This window comes from Pseudomonas sp. SJZ131 (assembly GCF_007828705.1).
Lineage (GTDB): Bacteria > Pseudomonadota > Gammaproteobacteria > Pseudomonadales > Pseudomonadaceae > Aquipseudomonas > Aquipseudomonas prosekii.
Genome location: NZ_VIVC01000002.1, coordinates 848,048 through 866,506 on the forward strand (window position 1 = coordinate 848,048; position 18,459 = coordinate 866,506).

Annotated in this window: 11 protein-coding genes; 8 read left to right on the forward strand and 3 right to left on the reverse strand. The window is 59.9% G+C overall.

Annotated elements, in window-relative coordinates; all coding sequences use genetic code 11:
• Positions 1–156: 156 nt before the first annotated feature.
• On the forward strand, positions 157–657 hold the full coding sequence (locus FBY12_RS10915) for a DUF2442 domain-containing protein (RefSeq protein WP_145252869.1): 501 nt from the start codon (positions 157–159) through the stop codon (positions 655–657).
• Here the strand turns inward: FBY12_RS10915 and FBY12_RS10920 are convergent.
• Entirely contained in the window at positions 654–1,730 is a 1,077-nt protein-coding gene (locus tag FBY12_RS10920; RefSeq protein ID WP_145252870.1) for a DUF748 domain-containing protein, read from the reverse strand. The genes FBY12_RS10915 and FBY12_RS10920 overlap by 4 nt on opposite strands.
• A 127-nt stretch (positions 1,731–1,857) precedes the next feature.
• Between FBY12_RS10920 and cysK the strand changes: the two genes are divergently transcribed.
• From cysK to FBY12_RS10935, 3 genes are all read left to right on the forward strand, one after another.
• Entirely contained in the window at positions 1,858–2,832 is a 975-nt protein-coding gene (gene cysK / locus FBY12_RS10925) for a cysteine synthase A (protein WP_121734273.1), read from the forward strand.
• Positions 2,833–3,323: 491 nt separating this feature from the next.
• Positions 3,324–4,262, forward strand: a complete 939-nt coding sequence (locus FBY12_RS10930) for an aspartyl/asparaginyl beta-hydroxylase domain-containing protein (RefSeq protein WP_109502682.1) — start codon at positions 3,324–3,326, stop codon at positions 4,260–4,262.
• A gap of 221 nt (positions 4,263–4,483) precedes the next feature.
• A complete protein-coding gene (locus FBY12_RS10935; protein ID WP_145252871.1) occupies positions 4,484–5,773 on the forward strand; it encodes a TerD family protein in 1,290 nt (429 codons plus the stop codon).
• A gap of 135 nt (positions 5,774–5,908) precedes the next feature.
• Here FBY12_RS10935 and FBY12_RS10940 read toward each other — a convergent pair whose 3' ends face one another.
• Positions 5,909–6,817 (reverse strand): DMT family transporter, encoded by a 909-nt coding sequence (locus tag FBY12_RS10940; RefSeq protein WP_145252872.1) that lies wholly within the window; start codon positions 6,815–6,817, stop codon positions 5,909–5,911.
• 157 nt (positions 6,818–6,974) lie between these two features.
• Here FBY12_RS10940 and aceK point away from each other — a divergent pair, with 157 nt between their 5' ends.
• The 3 genes from aceK (at position 6,975) to FBY12_RS10955 (ending at position 15,246) form a co-directional block, all read left to right on the forward strand.
• Positions 6,975–8,696: a bifunctional isocitrate dehydrogenase kinase/phosphatase gene (gene aceK, locus FBY12_RS10945; RefSeq protein WP_145252873.1), complete on the forward strand. Its 1,722-nt coding sequence runs from the start codon at positions 6,975–6,977 to the stop codon at positions 8,694–8,696.
• Positions 8,697–9,289: 593 nt separating this feature from the next.
• Complete coding sequence (gene hrpA / locus FBY12_RS10950; protein ID WP_145252874.1) at positions 9,290–13,201, forward strand: ATP-dependent RNA helicase HrpA; 3,912 nt, start codon at positions 9,290–9,292, stop codon at positions 13,199–13,201.
• A gap of 923 nt (positions 13,202–14,124) precedes the next feature.
• Positions 14,125–15,246: a beta-ketoacyl-ACP synthase III gene (locus FBY12_RS10955; RefSeq protein WP_145252875.1), complete on the forward strand. Its 1,122-nt coding sequence runs from the start codon at positions 14,125–14,127 to the stop codon at positions 15,244–15,246.
• A gap of 397 nt (positions 15,247–15,643) precedes the next feature.
• Here the strand turns inward: FBY12_RS10955 and FBY12_RS10960 are convergent, their stop codons facing one another.
• Complete coding sequence (locus tag FBY12_RS10960) at positions 15,644–16,933, reverse strand: putative porin (RefSeq protein ID WP_145252876.1); 1,290 nt, start codon at positions 16,931–16,933, stop codon at positions 15,644–15,646.
• A 284-nt stretch (positions 16,934–17,217) separates the two neighbouring features.
• Between FBY12_RS10960 and FBY12_RS10965 the strand changes: the two genes are divergently transcribed.
• Positions 17,218–18,342: a GNAT family N-acetyltransferase gene (locus FBY12_RS10965; RefSeq protein ID WP_145252877.1), complete on the forward strand. Its 1,125-nt coding sequence runs from the start codon at positions 17,218–17,220 to the stop codon at positions 18,340–18,342.
• Positions 18,343–18,459 lie beyond the last annotated feature (117 nt).

An 18,459-nucleotide genomic window follows, 5' to 3' on the forward strand; every position in this document is an offset into this window, starting at 1 on the left:
ATAACGCGCAGCCCGGTCGACTGTGAACGCAGACGGGTTATTCAGTCTCTGAATGCAGCGTCACATCTTGACTCAGTCTCGGCTCAAGGCCAGCATTCAGGTATCGCCGATTTGGCGATAGGGTATGCGGCATGTTCATGTTGAAGGCCGGAAACGATGCTACCCATGAAGCGACCAAGGTTGGCGGCCGTCAAGGCTTTGCCGGGGTTTAGCCTGCAGCTGACCTTTATTGACGGACAGCAACTGTCGCTGAGCCTGAGCGGCGATCTGCAGACGTATTCGGGACTGCGGCCCTTGCTTGAAAACCGTGTTTTCGACACGGCGGCTATCGGTGATGACGGCTGGGCGGTGGAGTGGGCGGATGCGGATATCCAGATTGGCGCTGACTCTTTATACCTGGACGCGCTGGCGCAGAATGCGGCAGACGAAAACACAAGAATCTTCATCGATTGGCGCGCGCGTACCGGTCTGCCATTGAGCCAAGCCGCCGAGGCGCTGGGCGTCAGCGCCCGCAGTATCAGCCGTTACAGCAATGGGCGCGAAGCAGTGCCGAGGGCATTGGCGCTGGCGTGTCTGGGCTGGGATTCGCTGCAGCAGAACCGGACATTGGCGGCGGCGGAGGAAACCGGTCGCTACGTGGTCACGCGCAAACCTTAATTCTGATCCGGCTTCGGCTGTTCATAACGAGCATTGAAGGCCTGGACAAAACCGTTACGCAAAATCTGCAAAAACGCCTGGAACGCGCTGATATTTTGCTGATGTACGTTGCCGCTGAGCTCGACGCGGGTAGCGAACTGGTTTTTGCGTTGGTTCTTCAGCACGGTTTCGCTGCCGCCGACGATGGCTTCCCACACGGAGCGCAAAATGCCCTTGTTTTCGTTTTCGACGTCTTGCTGCCAATTGAACACTTCGACGTCGCGCAGCAGCGGTTTGATGTAGCCCTTGAGCTGAGCCTTGTTGGCTTCTGCTTCGATCACCACGTCGCCATGGCCGGCGTTGAAGTCGAACTTGCCATAGGCCGAGGCGAAGTCGTTCATGCGTTTGAGTTCGATGTCTTTGGCGCGCAAGCGAAACTCGAAGTCTTCGAAATTGCTCAGCGGGTCGAAGGTGGCGGTGGACTCCAGCGGCGCGTGGCCGAGCAGCAAGGCCTTGCCCTCGAAGCGAGCGTCACGTTTGCCTTCGGTGTCGACCACGTTGGTCAGGTTGAACAGGCTGGCGTTGACCTGTGTGGCGTTCATGTTCACGGGCGGTTGCGAATTGAAGTTGCGGAAAGTGATTTTGCCGTCGTTGATGCGCACTTCGTTGAGGGTAATTGGCAGCAGCTTGCTCATCTGCTCGCGCCAGTCGGTGCCTCGACCGGTCTGGGAATTCTGCTTGTTGGCGCCGCCGTCGACGAAGTTGATCTCAGGATTGATGAACTGCACCTCGGCGACCACGGCATGGTCGTACCACAGTGAATGCCAACTGACCGAGAGGTCGATCAGTGGCGCATCGACGAACGGCACCGGGACCTTGCCATCAACTTTGACGATTTTCAGACCGTTGATTTTGTAGGCGCCGCGCCACAGGGCCAGATCGACATCGACCACTTGGCCACGGTAATCGCCCATGTCGGCGAGTTTATCGTTGAGGTAATTGCGCACCAGATAGGGCAGGGCGATATCCAGTGCGACCAACAGCACAATGACGCCGGCGAGGGTCCAAAGTGGCCAGCTGTATCGACGCTTCATAATGGCAATTCCTTGGCAATGTAAAGGCATTGACTGCTGTGGTTGCCGGACGTTCGCCTGAACTGGACGACCATCGGCAACAGGCATACCGTGAACAACTTCTTCAACGCTGTACAAGGACCCAGCCATGAGCCGTATTTTTGCTGACAACGCCCATTCCATCGGCAACACGCCGCTGGTACAGATCAACCGCATCGCGCCACGCGGCGTGACTATCCTGGCCAAGATCGAGGGGCGCAACCCCGGTTATTCGGTCAAGTGCCGGATCGGCGCGAACATGATCTGGGACGCCGAAAGCACCGGCAAACTCAAGCCGGGCATGACCATCGTCGAGCCAACTTCGGGCAATACCGGGATTGGCCTGGCGTTCGTCGCCGCCGCCCGTGGTTACAAACTGATGCTGACCATGCCGGCGTCGATGAGCATCGAACGACGCAAAGTGTTGAAGGCTTTGGGCGCCGAACTGGTACTGACCGAACCGGCCAAAGGCATGAAGGGCGCGATCGACAAGGCTGCGGAAATTCTCGCCAGCGACCCGGCCACTTACTTCATGCCGGCGCAGTTTGATAACCCGGCCAACCCGGCGATCCACGAGAAGACCACGGGCCCGGAAATCTGGAACGACACCGATGGCGCAGTCGATGTGCTGGTCGCCGGCGTCGGAACCGGCGGAACCATTACCGGTATTTCGCGGTATATCAAGAATACCCAGGGCAAACCGATCATCTCGGTGGCCGTGGAGCCGGTGTCGTCGCCGGTGATTTCGCAAGCGTTGGCCGGCGAAGAGATCAAGCCGAGCCCGCACAAGATTCAGGGCATTGGCGCCGGTTTTGTGCCGAAGAACCTGGATTTGTCGATGGTCGATCGGGTTGAAGTGGTGACCGACGATGAATCCAAAGCCATGGCCCTGCGCTTGATGCAGGAAGAAGGGATTTTGTGCGGCATCTCGTGCGGCGCGGCGATGGCGGTAGCGGTGCGTTTGGCCGAAACCCCGGAAATGCAGGGCAAGACCATCGTGGTGATCCTGCCGGATTCCGGCGAGCGTTACTTGTCGAGCATGCTGTTCAGCGACCTGTTCACCGAAACCGAGAACCAGGCCTGATCGCCAGACCTGCTGCGACACGGGGATAAAGACGCTTTTGTGGCCAGCAAGTTTTTGTGATGACTGAGCTTTGAAGCTGGTGAGCTTTTGAGGCTAGTGAGCTTTTGAGGCTAGTGAGTTTTGTGGCGAGCGAGCTTGCTCGCGCTGGGTCGCGCAGCGGCCCCTCTTTTGATCTGAAAGTTGATCTGAAAAGCCAGGACCGCTGCGCAATCCAACGCGAGCAAGCTCGCTCGCCACTGGAGATTTGCTGAGTTTGCCAAAGTGGATTTGCCGCGTGCCCAATTAACCCGTGCTACCCAACCAAATCCAACCCTGACCCAAGTCAGCCGTCGTTCAGGATCGTTATGGTAATAAGTGCTTTATTGCGCAATCTTTAACACTGTTTGTTCAATCAAGCGGGTTTTTCCCCGGTCCGGTAGTGGTTATCATGGCCGGCTGCCACGTCGGGTAAATGGCGTTGTGCACCAAGCTCAAATCTCAAGGAGTCGTTGATGACCTTTTCCTTTGCCGCGAAGGCGTCGGTGTTGCTGCTGTTCCTCGGCAGTACCCTCTATGTGCATTTGCGCGGCAAGGCACGTTTGCCGGTCCTGCGTCAGTTCGTTAACCACTCGGCCCTGTTTGCGCCGTATAACGCGCTGATGTACCTGTTTTCCGGCGTGCCGTCCAAGCCTTACCTGGACCGCAGCAAGTTTCCGGAACTGGACGTGCTCAAGGACAACTGGGAAATCATCCGCGACGAAGCCATGCACCTGTTCGACGAGGGCTATATCCGCGCCGCCGAAAAGAACAACGACGCCGGTTTCGGCTCGTTCTTCAAAAAGGGCTGGAAGCGTTTTTACCTCAAGTGGTACGACAAACCGCTGCCATCCGCCGAAACCCTGTGCCCGAAAACCGTGGCGCTGGTCAGCAGCATTCCCAATGTCAAAGGCGCAATGTTCGCCCTATTGCCGGGCGGCAGCCACCTTAACCCGCACCGCGACCCGTTCGCCGGTTCATTGCGTTATCACCTAGGGTTGTCGACACCGAACTCCGACGATTGCCGAATTTTCGTCGACGGTCAGGTCTACGCCTGGCGCGATGGCGAAGACGTGATGTTCGACGAGACCTACGTGCACTGGGTCAAGAATGAGACCGAAAAAACTCGGGTGATCCTGTTCTGCGACATCGAGCGGCCGCTGAGCAACCGCTTCATGACACGCATCAATCGCTGGGTCAGTGGCCTGCTGGGCCGCGCCACTGCACCGCAGAATCTCGACGATGAACACGTTGGCGGGATCAACCGCGCCTACGCCTGGAGCAAGAACTCCAGCGATAAATTCAGCGGCGTGGTCAAACAATGGAAACGCCGCCATCCCAAGGCCTACCGCATCGCACGGCCGATCCTCGCGGTGGTGGTGCTGGCATTGTTGGCGTATTGGTTGTTCGGCTAAAACCGGCAACGATAAAAAAACCGTTCCTTGTGAGCGGTTTTTTATGCCTGGCGTTTGCGCAAAGCCCTGCCAAAAATGCCCCACAAGCCGCTAAACTCCGTCGGCGGTACGGCCCTGTTCGACAGACTGTTCCCTGGGCTGACTGCGCGCTCCCTGAATGAAATGAAGGGGCGGCACACCTGCCGTGTGCTGCCATAACCCCATGGAATAGGCGACTTTCAGTGACTCAATCCCTCAAGCCCGGCGAGAACACCACCCTCAGCATGCCCAAGGGGCAAGTCGTGGTCAGCCATGCGGCCGGCGACAATCTCGACGTTAACCTCACGGCGTTCCTCGTCACCGAAACCGGCAAAGTTGTCGACGACAGCGGCATGGTGTTTTTCAACGCGCCGGAACACGCCTCGGGCGCCGCCAGTTTCATTGCGCCGGTCAGCCAGAACGGCGCGGTCAGCCACCGCATCGGTTTTGATCTGTCGCGTCTGCCGGCGAACATCACCAAAATCGCCATCAGCCTGACCCAGGATGGCAGCGGCGGTGGTTTCGCGGCGGTCAAGGACCTGCGCGCGCAAGTGCTCGTCGGCGACCAGACCCTCGAACTCGCACCGGGCACGTTCTCGCAAGAGACCGGCATCGTCGTGCTTGAACTCTACGTGCGCAACGGCCAGCTCAAGGCGCGTTCGGTCTGGCAGGGGTTTGCCTCGGGCCTCGCCGGGCTCTGCGGCCTCTACGGCATCGAAGTTGCCGACGAAGCGCCAGCCGCCGCGCCGACAGCAATTCCAACGCCAGCTCCGACCCCGACCCCGACCCCAGCGCCGCCCGCTGCTAAACCGGTCAACATTGCCAAGTCGCTGATCACCCTCGACAAGCCCGGCACCAGCCACAAAGTGTCGCTGGAGAAAGGCCCGTCGGCGCCGAAAGTCATTCGCGTCAGCGCGACTTGGGTCGATAACGGCGATAACCAGGACAACGACGACCTCGACCTGCGCATCGGCATTCTGCGCCCGGATGGCCGCATGTCGATCATCCAGGCGCCGGACAAAAGCGGTGCGTTCGACGCCGATCCGTTCGTCTTCCACACCGGCGACGTGGTCAACGCCAGTGCCTCGGCGCCGGGCATCGAAACCGTGGAAATCAACCCGGCCATCTCCCAGCGCATGGGCGGCAAGGTTGCATTGGTGTGCAGCGTCTATTCGGCGGTGGCCAACGGCGCCGTTTCAGTAGCGTCGCTGAAGCCGAAAATGCGCATGGAATACGGCGATCAGGTGGTCGAATGCGCGTTTGAGTTCAAGAGCGGTTTCTTCAGCAGCATGGTCTACACCTACGTCATCGGCCTGATCGAAATCGACCTCGATCACATCGAACTGAGCCCGTCAGGCACCACCTCGAAAACCGGCAGCGAAGCCACGCCGTGGCTGTCGCGCAAGGGCGACAAACTGCTGATCACCATGGATGGCCCACCCGTGTTCAAAGGTCATCCGCCGCAAAGCGGTGGCAAGAAAAGCTACGTCTGAGATCCTCGAACCGCCCCAAAAAACCCGTAGGAGCGAGGCTTGCCCGCGAAGGCGTCCGACCATTCAACGCATAGGTTGACTGGACTGACGCCTTCGCGGGCAAGCCTCGCTCCTACAGATTGGGTGCCCACTCGATTATGGTTTTGCCAACCCCGGCGCCGTGCTCACCGCCGGTTTCAACACCAGCCACAGCGCCGCTGCAATCAGCACGCCGCCATAAATGTGCGCCATCGACAGCGGCTCATCCAACAGCAACGCGCCCCACAGCACGCCGAACGGCGGGATGACAAAAGTCACGGTCATCGACTTCACCGGGCCGATCGAGCTGAGTAAGCGGAAGTACACGATGTAGGCAAACGCCGTGCAGCCCAGGCCCAACCCGAGCAGCGACAGCCAGACGTTCCAGCCGCCCCAGCTCGCCGGTGGCTGGGTGACAACGCTGTAGCCGAATAGCGGCAGCAAAAACAACGTCGCGCCGAGCATGCTGCCCAGCGCCGACAGACGGCTGTCGAGGCCGCCGGCCTGATCGAGCCAGCGCCGCGCGAGGAATCCGGCGAAGCCGTAACAGGTGGTCGCGAGCAGGCAGGCGAGGGCGCCCATCAGCAATTGCATGTCGAACGCCACCGGGCCGGCGCGGGTCAGGACGCCGACGCCGAGCAATCCGAGGAACACTCCACCGAGTTTGGCGGCAGTCAGCCGCTCATGGAAAAACAGGCCGCCGATCAACACGCCCATCAACGGTGTGGTGGCGTTGAAAATCGCCGAGTAACCGGCCGGCAGCACTTGCGCGGCCACCGAATACAGAGTCGCCGGCAAGCCGCTGTTGATCACGCCCAGCAGCATCACGGTTTTCAGTTTGCCCTTGAAATCCCAACTGATGCGCATCAGCCCGAGGATCACCAGCAACCCGGCGGCGGCAATCGACACGCGGAAAAACGCCGTGGGAATGGTGCCAATCACTGGCGCGATGACGCGCATGAACAGAAAACTCGCGCCCCAAATCGCCGCCAGCGACAACAAACGAACAATATCGACAGCGCTCACGGGGCACTCCTTCCTTTATAAGGGCGCAAGTGTTGCCGAGCGTCCGGTCGATGGCAACCGAAAACCGCGCATTCAATTCGCCGCGAAAAATACGCTTCTCCTGCGCACGGTTCAGTGGCTAAGCTCAGGTTTCCGAAATTCCCGCAGAGGTCTCACCATGCCGCAGCAATGGCCCGCCGCCGATATCGCCCGAATGATCCTCGATGGCTTTGACGATTACCGCGAGCATTTCCGGCAGATCACCGACGGGGCTCGCGCGCGTTTCGAGCAGGCGCAGTGGCAAGAGGCGCAAGTCGCCTCGGCGGCGCGGATCAACCTCTACGAAGAAAAGGTCGGCGAAACCATTGCCCGACTGCGCGGTGCTTTCAATGACGAGACGCTGATGGAAGTCAGTTGCTGGCCGCTGGTCAAAAGCGCCTACATCACGTTGATCGACCTGCGCTTCGACGATGAATTGTCCGAGACCTGGTACAACTCGATCTTCTGCGGGCTGTTCAGCCACGACCTGATCAGCGACGGCTGCATGTTCATCCACACCACCCGGCCCAGCCTGCGCCGCGCCCGGGCCGCGCAAACGCGGACCTACAAACCCCAGGGGCACTTGTCGGAAATGCTCGCGAGCATCTTCGCCGACTACCGTTTCAGCGAAGATTACGCCGACCTCGCCGGCGACCTGCGCCGGCTCGAAGCGCAACTGCGCGAAAACCTGCCGGACTGGGTGTGCAAGGACCCGGAGCTGGCGGTCGAACTGTTTTCCTCGGTGCTCTACCGCAACAAAGGCGCGTACCTGGTCGGGCGCATTTACACCCGCGACGAGCAATGGCCGCTGGTGATTCCGCTGCTGCACCGCGAAGGTCGGGGGATTCAGATCGACGCGCTGATCACCGATGAAGCGGACGTGTCGATCATTTTCTCGTTCACCCGTTCCTACTTCATGGTCGATGTGCCGGTGCCGGCGGAGTTTATCGGTTTCCTCAAACGCATCCTGCCGGGCAAGCACATCGCCGAGTTGTACACCTCGATCGGTTTCTACAAACATGGCAAATCCGAGTTTTACCGGGCGCTGATCAATCACCTGGCCAACACCGACGACCAATTCATCATGGCGCCCGGCGTGCGTGGCATGGTCATGAGCGTGTTTACGCTGCCGGGTTTCAATACCGTGTTCAAGATCATCAAGGACCGCTTTTCACCGTCGAAAAACGTCGACCGCGCGACGGTGATCGAAAAGTATCGGCTGGTGAAAAGTGTCGACCGAGTCGGGCGCATGGCCGATACCCAGGAGTTTGCCGACTTCCGTTTTCCGCTGAGCAAGTTCGAACCGGCGTGTCTCGAAGAGCTGCTGGACGTGGCGCCGTCAACGGTGTCGGTCGAGGGCGATACCGTGCTGATCCGCCACTGCTGGACCGAGCGGCGGATGACCCCGCTGAACCTTTATCTGGAAAACGCCAACGAAGCGCAGGTGCGCGAGGCGCTGGAAGATTACGGTTTGGCGATCAAGCAATTGGCGGCGGCGAACATCTTTCCCGGCGACATGTTGCTGAAAAACTTCGGCGTCACCCGCCACGGGCGCGTGGTGTTTTATGACTATGACGAGATTTGTTTTCTGACCGAAGCCAACTTTCGGCACATTCCGCAGCCGCGTACCCCGGAGGACGAAATGGCCTCCGAACCGTGGTATTCGATCGGGCCGCTGGACGTGTTTCCGGAGGAGTTTCCACCGTTTTTGTTTGCTGACGCGGGGCAGCGGCGGTTGTTCGATCAGTTGCATGGCGAGTTGTACAACGCCGATTACTGGAAAAGTCTGCAAGAGGCGATTCGCGCCGGGAAAGTCATTGACGTGTTCCCGTATCGGCGTAAGGGGTTGGATAACGAGTGATGGCTGACACCCAGCCCCTCACCCCAGCCCTCTCCCCACGGGGGAGAGGGGAAAGGGAGCCGATCTTCGGGCTTCTCGGAATCTGCGTTCGACTCGCAATTGCAGGTCGCAGTATTGCAAACAAACACCTCACCCGAGCCCTCTCCCCAGTTGGGATAGGGGCGGAAGGGAGCTGATCTCCATCGGTCTCCAGACCTGAGTTCAACTCAGTCTTTCAGGTCGATATAGCTCAAAAGAACACCTCGGTCAGTCCCCTCGCCCTAAGGGGGAGAGGGGGAAGGGAGCTGATCTCCATCGTTTTCCAGACCTGAGTTCGACTCGGACTTTCAGGTCGATATAGCTCAAAAGAACACCTCGGTCAGTCCCCTCGCCCATTTGGGGAGAGGGGAACGGGAGCTGATCACCATCGTTTTCCAGACCTGAGTTCGACTCGGACTTTCAGGTCGATATAGCTCAAAAGAGCACCTCGGTCAGTCCCCTCGCCCCTTTGGGGAGAGGGTTAGGGTGAGGGGTGGCCCTCCCTGACACGCCAAACACAGCCAAATCTGCGACAATCGCCCCCCTGCGCCACTAGACGACTTATTGCGTACCTGATGACTGACGAATCGCCTTCCATCGACAAACTGCTGAAAAACCTCGATCACGCCATGCTCGCCGACCGCCACCGGCTGCGGCGGCAGTTGCTTGAGCTGCGCAAGAAACCGGACGAGGCCAAATTGGCCGCGTGGGTAACGCGCATGCAGGCGTCCTGTGATCAGGTGTTGGCGCGGCGCGCCAGCCTGCCGGTGATTCGTTACGACGACAGCCTGCCGATCGCCGCCAAGCGCGATGAAATCAAAGCCGCGCTGCTCAAGCATCAGGTGCTGATCATTGCCGGCGAAACCGGCTCGGGTAAAACCACCCAGTTGCCGAAAATCTGCCTGGAAATCGGCCGCGGCCAGCACGGTCTGATCGGCCACACCCAGCCGCGCCGCATCGCTGCACGCAGCGTCGCCAGCCGGGTTGCCGAAGAATTGGCGACGCCGCTGGGCGCGCTGGTCGGCTATCAGGTGCGGTTCGAGGATCAGAGTGATTCCAACACCCTGATCAAGTTGATGACCGACGGCATCCTGCTCGCCGAAACCCAGAACGATCGCTACCTCGAACGCTACGACACGATCATCGTCGACGAAGCGCACGAACGCAGCCTCAACATCGACTTCCTGCTCGGTTACCTGAAAACCCTGCTGCCGCGCCGCCCGGACCTGAAAGTCATCATCACCTCGGCGACCATCGACCTCGAGCGCTTCTCCAAGCACTTCGACGATGCGCCGATTGTCGAGGTTTCCGGTCGCACGTTCCCGGTCGAAACCTGGTATCGCCCGCTGACGCTGGAGCAGGACGAGGAGGGCAACCGCGTCGAGGACGACTTGACCGTCGATCAAGCGATTCTCGCCACCCTCGACGAAATCGCCGCGTTCGAACGCAGCGAGCGCAAAAGTCCCGGCGACGTGCTGGTGTTTTTGCCCGGCGAGCGCGAGATTCGCGATGCGGCCGACATGCTGCGCAAGGCCCAGCTCAAACACACGGAAATCCTGCCGCTGTACGCGCGCTTGTCGCCGGCCGAGCAGCAGCGGATTTTCCAGTCGCACCCGGGCCGCCGTGTGGTGTTGGCGACCAACGTCGCCGAAACCTCGCTGACCGTGCCGGGCATCCGTTACGTGATCGACAGCGGCACCGCGCGCATCAGCCGTTACAGCTATCGCGCCAAGGTCCAGCGTTTGCCCATCGAAGCGATTTCCCAGGCCAGCGCCAACCAGCGTAAAGGTCGTTGCGGTCGGGTCGAGCCGGGCATTTGCATTCGTCTTTACAGCGAAGAAGATTTCATCGGGCGCCCGGAATTCACCGACCCGGAAATCCTCCGTACCAACCTCGCCGCAGTGATTCTGCAGATGCTCCATCTGCGCCTCGGCGAAATCACTGATTTCCCGTTTATCGAGCCGCCGGATGGCAAGGCGATCAGCGACGGTTTTAATCTGCTGCAAGAGTTGTCAGCGGTGGATCGCAACAGTCAGCTGACCCCGCTCGGACGCAATCTGGCGCGCCTGCCGGTCGACCCGCGCATGGGCCGCATGTTGCTCGAAGCGGCGAAACTCGGCAGCTTGCAGGAAGTGCTGATCGTCGCCAGCGCCATGTCGATTCAGGACCCGCGCGAGCGCCCGCCGGAACGTCAACAAGCGGCGGATCAGGCGCACGCGCAGTGGAAAGACGTCGATTCCGACTTCGCCGGGCTGGTCAATTTGTGGCGCGGGTTTGAGGAACAGCGCCAGGCGTTGACCGCGAGCCCGCTGCGCAACTGGTGCCGCAAGAATTTCCTGAATTACCTGCGCCTGCGCGAGTGGCGCGATTCTCACCGCCAGTTGAGCCTGATCTGCCGCGACATGCAGCTGAGCATCAACAAAGAGCCGGCGGATTATCCGAGGCTGCACAAAGCCGTGCTTTCCGGCCTGCTCAGCCAGATCGGGCAGAAAGCCGACGAAGGCGATTACCTCGGCGCGCGGCAGCGGCGTTTCTGGATTCATCCTTCATCGGGCCTCGGCAAAAAGCGTCCGCAGTGGCTGATGACCGCCGAACTGGTGGAAACCACCAAGCTTTATGCGCGGATGGTCGCGAAGATTGATTCGGACTGGATCGAGCCGCTGGCCGGGCACCTGATCAAGAAAAACCACTTCGAACCGCATTGGGAGAAGAAGCGCGGCCAGGTCGTCGCGTTTGAGCAGATCACCCTGTTCGGGTTGATTGTGGTCGGCCGCCGGCCGGTGCATTACGGGCCGATTGATCCTGTGGTGTCGCGTGAATTGTTCATTCGTGAAGGGCTGGTGCGCGGCGAGATACAGTCCAAAGCCAAATGCCTGACGGCCAATGCGCAGTTGCTCGAGCAGCTCGACGAACTGGAAGCCAAGGCGCGTCGGCGCGACATTCTGGCCGACGAAGAAACCCTGTTTGCGTTTTACGACGCGCGTCTGCCGGCGGAAATTCATCAGACCGCGACGTTCGACAGTTGGTATCGGGTCAACAGTCAGAAAGATCCGCAACTGCTGATCATGCGCGAAGAAGACGTGCTGGCCCGCGAGGCCAGCGAAGTTACCGCGCTGCATTACCCGGACACGCTGCACATTGGCGATCTGGAGTTGGCGCTGAGTTACCACTTTGAGCCCAATCACCCGCGCGACGGCGTGACGCTGCGGGTGCCGGCGCCGTTGTTGCCGATGCTGCCGCCAGAGCGTCTGGAATGGCTGGTGCCGGGTGTCATTGAGGCCAAATGCGTGGCGCTGGTGCGTAACTTGCCGAAAGCGCTGCGCAAGAATTTTGTGCCGGTGCCGGACTTCGTCAAAGCCGCGCTGCAACGCATGACCTTCGCCGAAGGTTCGCTGCCGCAGGCGCTGGGCCGCGAATTGCTGCGCATGACCGGCGCGCGGGTCAGCGATGAAGCGTGGGCGGAAGCCTCGCAGCAGGTCGACAGCCATTTGCGGATGAACCTGGAAATCGTCGATGGCCAAGGCAAGTTCCTTGGCGAAGGACGCGATCTGGCCGAGTTGACCGCGCGTTTCGCCGAGGCCAGCCAAGCGGCATTGGCCGTGCCGCAAACCGCGAAAAATCAGCAGCCGGTCGAGCCGAAAGTCTTTGCCGCGGTCGCCGAGAAAACCCAGCAGAAGATCGCCGGGTTGTCGATGACGGTCTATCCGGCGTTGGTCGAAGAGGCAGGCACGGTCAAGGAAGGGCGTTTCTCGACGCCGGCCGAAGCCGAGTTCCAGCATCGCCGCGCCTTGCAGCGTTTGCTGATGCAGCAATTGGCCGAGCCGGCGAAGTTCCTGCGCGGCAAGTTGCCGGGGCTGACTGAGCTGGGCCTGATGTACCGCGAGTTGGGGCGTATCGATGCCTTGGTCGAGGACATTCTGCTGGCCAGCCTCGACAGCTGCATTCTGGAGGGCGAAGACCCGTTGCCGCGCGATGGCGCCGGTTTGGCTTCACTGGCCGAGCGCAAACGCGGCGGCTGGACCGAGCACGCCGAACGGCTGGCGAAGCTGACGCTGGAGATTCTCAAGCTCTGGCACGGGTTGCAAAAGCGCTTCAAAGGCAAGATCGACCTCGCGCAAGCGGTGGCGCTGAATGACATCAAGCAGCAGCTGAGCAATCTGGTGTATCCGGGGTTTGTCCGTGAGACGCCGATGCAGTGGCTCAAGGAGTTGCCGCGTTATCTGAAAGCGGTCGAGCAGCGTTTCGAGAAGATCGGCGCGCAAGTGCAGCGCGACCGGGTCTGGAGCGGCGAATTGTCTGCGCTGTGGGCGCAATACCAGACGCGCGCGAACAAACACGCGCAGGAAGGTAAACGCGACCCGCAACTGGAGCTGTACCGCTGGTGGCTGGAGGAGTACCGCGTGTCGCTGTTCGCCCAGCAACTGGGGACCAAAGTACCGATCTCCGACAAGCGCCTGAACAAACAGTGGAGTCAGGTCGAGCCCTGATCGCTATGTGTGCGATCCCCTGTGGCGAGGGGGCTCGCCCCCGTCCGGCTGCGAAGCAGTCGTAAAATCACCCAATTTGTAAAACTGATACACCGAGTTCGCAGGGTTTGGGGCGGCTTCGCCACCCAACGGGGGCAAGCCCCCTCACCACAATGTTCGTGCCAGCATCGGGCAGTTGTTTGATCTTGCGCGCGAGTGGTGATAAGACCTACCTGTGGCGAGCGAGCTTGCTCGCGCTGGGCTGCGCAGCGGGCCCAAGATCTTGTGAGCGCTGCGCACTCAAGCGCGAGCAAGCTCGCTCGCCACAGAATGTCAGTTGCCACAGAAATCTCAGTTGCTACAGAAACCTCAATTGCTACAGGAATCTCAGTTGCTACAGATCTAGTGCTCTCGGTGCTCGTGCCAGCATCGGGCAGTTGTTTGATCCTTGCGCGCGAGTGGTGATAAGACCTACCTGTGGCGAGCGAGCTTGCTCGCGCTGGGCTGCGCAGCGGCCCCAAGATTTTGTGAGCGCTGCGCACTCAAGCGCGAGCAAGCTCGCTCGCCACAGGATCTCAGTTGCCACAGAAATCTCACCTGTCACAAAAATCTCACCTGCCACAGAAACCTCACCTGTCACAGAAATCTCAATTGTCACAAAAATCTCAGTAGTCACAGAATTCTCAGTTGCCACAGATCCCTCATCTTTGATGCTCGTGCGAGCATCGGGCAGTTGTTTGATCCAGCAAATAGGGCCAAACCGCAGCGTTTATGGCAAACTTCGCGCCTATAAATGCCGGCGCCGCGATTTTGAGCCTTCAGCGGCTCTCGCGGATCGGAATAAAGCGATGCCAGGTTTGCTTCCCGGCGCGGGAATGAACCCTTTGTGTGTGTTGGTACGTCGGTGCCAGCGCTTTCTGCCTGAACAGATTAGAGAAACGACCATGCATAACGTCGTCATCAGCGGCACCGGCCTGTACACCCCGGCCAACAGCATTTCCAACGAAGAGCTGGTGCAGTCTTTCAATGCTTACGTCGCGCAATTCAACGCCGACAACGCTGACGCCATCGCGCGTGGCGAGCTCGAAGCGTTGACCGAGTCCAGTGCGGCGTTTATCGAAAAAGCTTCCGGCATCAAAAGCCGCTTTGTCATGGACAAGGACGGCATCCTCGACCCGCAACGCATGGCGCCGCGCCTGCCCGAACGTTCCAACGACGAATGGTCGGTGCTTTGCCAAATGGCCATCGGCGCTGCCGAACAAGCGCTGCAACGCGCCGGCAAAACCGCTGCCGACATCGACGGCGTGATCGTCGCCTGCTCGAACCTGCAACGCGCCTACCCGGCCATCGCCATCGAAGTCCAGGAAGCCCTGGGCATCCAGGGTTTTGGTTTCGACATGAATGTCGCCTGCTCCTCGGCGACTTTCGGCATCCAGGCCGCCACCAACAGCGTGCAACTGGGCCAGGCGCGGGCGATCCTGATGGTCAACCCGGAAGTCTGCACCGGTCACCTGAACTTCCGCGACCGCGACAGCCACTTCATCTTCGGCGACGCCGCCACTGCGGTGATTGTCGAGCGCGCTGACCTGGCCACGTCCGAGTTCCAGTTCGACATCGTCAGCACCAAACTGCTGACCAAGTTCTCCAACAACATCCGCAACAACTTCGGTTTCCTCAACCGCGCGGCGGAAGAGGGGATTGGCAGCAAGGACAAACTGTTCGTGCAGGAAGGCCGCAAGGTGTTCCGCGACGTCTGCCCGATGGTCGCCGAGCTGATCGCCACGCATCTGGAGGAAAACCAGCTGAATGTCGGCGACGTGAAGCGCTTCTGGCTGCACCAGGCCAACCTGAGCATGAACCACTTGATCGTGAAGAAACTGCTCGGCCGCGAGGCGACTGAAGAAGAAGCCCCGGTGATTCTTGATACCTACGCCAACACCAGTTCTGCGGGTTCGGTAATTGCGTTTCACAAGAATCAGGATGATCTGGCCGCTGGTTCGCTGGCGGTGCTCAGCTCGTTTGGTGCCGGTTATTCGATTGGCAGCGTGATCTTGCGCAAGCGCTGAGTGTTTAAAGAAAGACCGTAGCCGTTGGCTACGGTCTTTTTTTATGGGCGCTGTTTTTGTGGATGCCGGGTTTTAGCAGCGAAAACTTTGTTGAGGAGGAGGGATTGTGTGGCGAGGGGGTTCACCCCCGTTGGAGCGCGCAGCGGTCCCAAAAGCTGAGCCCCTGTTTAGCCAGACTGACCGCATTGGATGGTTTTGCGACTGCTTCGCAGCCGAACGGGGGTAAACCCCCTCGCCACAGGGATTTGGGTGAGGGTTGGAAACATTTGGGTTTTTGGGGGGAAGGGCTTGCAAAAACAACCTCGCGCTACGCATCGGACGGATGACGGGGACCGATGTGCAGCGCGAGTTGTAAAGGACGCTCGGGCTTCCTTGCCCGAGTCGGGTGGTGCGGGTGTCAGAACTTGGCTTCGGCATCCAGTTGCAGGGTGTTGATTTTCGAGTCACGCACAGTGGCGTTGGTGTAGTCGGATTTGGCCATGAAATACGTCGCGCCGAGGGCGAAGTTCTTGTCCAACTCGTAGCTGACTTTGACCTTGCTGCCACGCGAACCGGTGAACCCGTTGGCGAAATCGGAGTCGGTGAAAGCGCCGACCACCGCATTACGCTGCACATCGCGGTAGTTGTAGTCCACGCCGAAGCCGTAGAACTTGGTTTTCACACCGGCCAGCCAACCCATGTCCTGGTCGTTGCTGGCGTCCTTGTTGTTGACGATCTGGCCGTACAACGACAGCGGCACTGGCAAGCCGCCAATGTCGAGCGCGCTGAAACCTTCGTACAGTTTGAATTCTTCGCCAGCACTGTTGCCGTTGATCGCCAGCGTGGTGGTGTTGTCGTCATTGTCGTAACCGTAGACGCTGCCGCCCAAGGTCATTTTCAGGTTGTCGGTGATCGCGAAGCGCGCGCCCAATTGACCGGCGTACAGACGCAAGTCGTGGCGGAACTGCTTGCCTTCGCCATCGACGTTGTCCTTCAGCGTGTAGTGGCCAGCGCTGCCGAACAGCTCGACCGGGCCCAACGCGTGCTGATAGGTCGCGGCGAGGCCTTCAGGGCTGATGTCGCTATCCCAGATGATGTCGCCAGTGCTGACCCATGGTTGCGCCATTTTGCCGCCGATCAGGTGCAGATCCTTGATCGCAGTCGGGTGGTAATCGACGTAACCCTGGTCGAGCCAGATGTCTTTCTTGGTGAAGTTGTTGTCCAGGCTCTGGTTGGTCGAGCGCGAATCGTTGTCGCTGCCGGTAGCGATGCGGATACCAGTGCTGACTTGCGGGTTGATCTCGGTGTAGGCACCGAGGCGCACACGCACGCGCTGGCGATCCTGGTCGCCGGTGTTCGACACGCCGTCGTTCTTGACCGTTTCCTGACGGAAGCGCACGTCGCCCTTGAATTGAGTCTTGGCGGCCCACGCCAGTTTCTGGTCGAAGCTGCTCAGTTCGTTGGTTTTCTTCGCGGTCGCAGCGATTTGCTCGTTGGTTTCCTGCTGGGCCTGACGGGCGATTTGCTGGTCTTTCTGATCCCTGGCCAGTTCGGCTTGCAGCTCGCTGTATTGCGCGTTGGTAATCGAACCGTTTGCCTTGAGCATGTCGAGCAATTTGGCGTCGACTGCGGCGCTGGCCGGAACGCTCATGGCCAGCAACAGACCGCCACACAGGGCCGCCGCAGTTTTCGTGGAAGCAAGACGCATATCAATCTCCGAAGAAGAAAAGGGATGACTGAGCCATCCAGGGACACAACCGACCGTTGGCGGACGGTAAACAGTGGCCGGGTAGAACCCGACGCTCTAAAAACTGGCGCCAGTATCGCGATCGATTATTACAGTGCGGTGGCAAAGTGATGGCAGATGCGTGACGTTATGCGCTGCGCTGGAACCTTCGGTGCAGAGCCTTGTCGGCGCATCACGGGGTGTGCAATGCGTGGCGATAGGCGATACTCGCCGGGCTGTCACGCACAGAAATGGTGAGAACGCTGATGCCGCTGCAATGTCTTGAAAGTCTGTCTGAAATCGCCCCGCACACGTGGGACGCGTTGGTCCCCGAACGTCAGCCGTTTCTGCGCCACGCCTTTTTGAGTGCGCTGGAAGACAGTGGCAGCGTCGGCCCGCACACCGGTTGGCAGCCCGAGCATCTGCTGCACGTCGAGGGTGATCGGCTGATCGCGGCGTTGCCCAGCTACCGCAAGTGGAATTCCTACGGCGAGTACGTGTTCGACCACGCCTGGGCGGACGCCTGCGCCCGTGCCGGCATCGACTATTACCCGAAGTTGTTGACAGGCGTGCCGTTCAGCCCGGTCAGCGGCCCGCGTCTGTTGGCGGCGACGCTGGAAGACGGTTTCGAGTTGCTCAACAGCCTGCCGGGGTATCTGCAGATCGAAGAACTTTCCAGCGCGCACATCAACTTCACCGACCCGTTTACCGACGCGGCGCTGGCCGAACAACCGGGCTGGCTGCAACGTATCGGCTGTCAATACCACTGGCAGAATCGCGGCTATCGGGATTTCCAGGATTTCCTCGACGCGCTGAGTTCGCGCAAACGCAAACAGATGCGCAAGGAACGCGAGCAAGTGGCGGGGCAGGGCATCGAGTTTGAATGGCTGGAAGGTGCGCAACTGAGCGAAGCGCAGTGGGATTTTGTCTATGCCTGCTACGCCAATACCTACGCGGTACGTAGGCAAGCGCCTTATCTGACGCGCGAATTCTTCAGCCTGCTGGCCGAGCGCATGCCCGAAGCGATTCGCGTGGTGCTGGCCAAACAAGGCTCACGGCCGGTGGCGATGGCGTTCAGCCTGATCGGTGGCGACAGTTTTTACGGACGTTACTGGGGCTGCCTGGCGGAGTACGACCGACTGCATTTCGAGACGTGTTTTTATCAAGGCATGGACTACGCGATCGCCCATGGTTTGCAGCGTTTCGACGCCGGGGCGCAGGGCGAACACAAATTGATACGCGGCTTTGAGCCGGTAATCACTCATTCCTGGCACTACCTGCGGCATCCGGGGCTGAAAGCGGCGGTCGAGGATTTCCTGCAACAGGAGCGCGTCGGCGTATTGGCCTATGCCGAAGCCGCGCGGGCTGCATTGCCGTACAAGCAAGGCTAAACAACCCACACAAATCGCCCTTGTAGGAGTGAGCCTGCTCGCGATAGCGCCGTGTCAGTCGACATCAATGTCGACCGGTTCGACGCCATCGCGAGCAGGCTCGCTCCTACAGGGTTT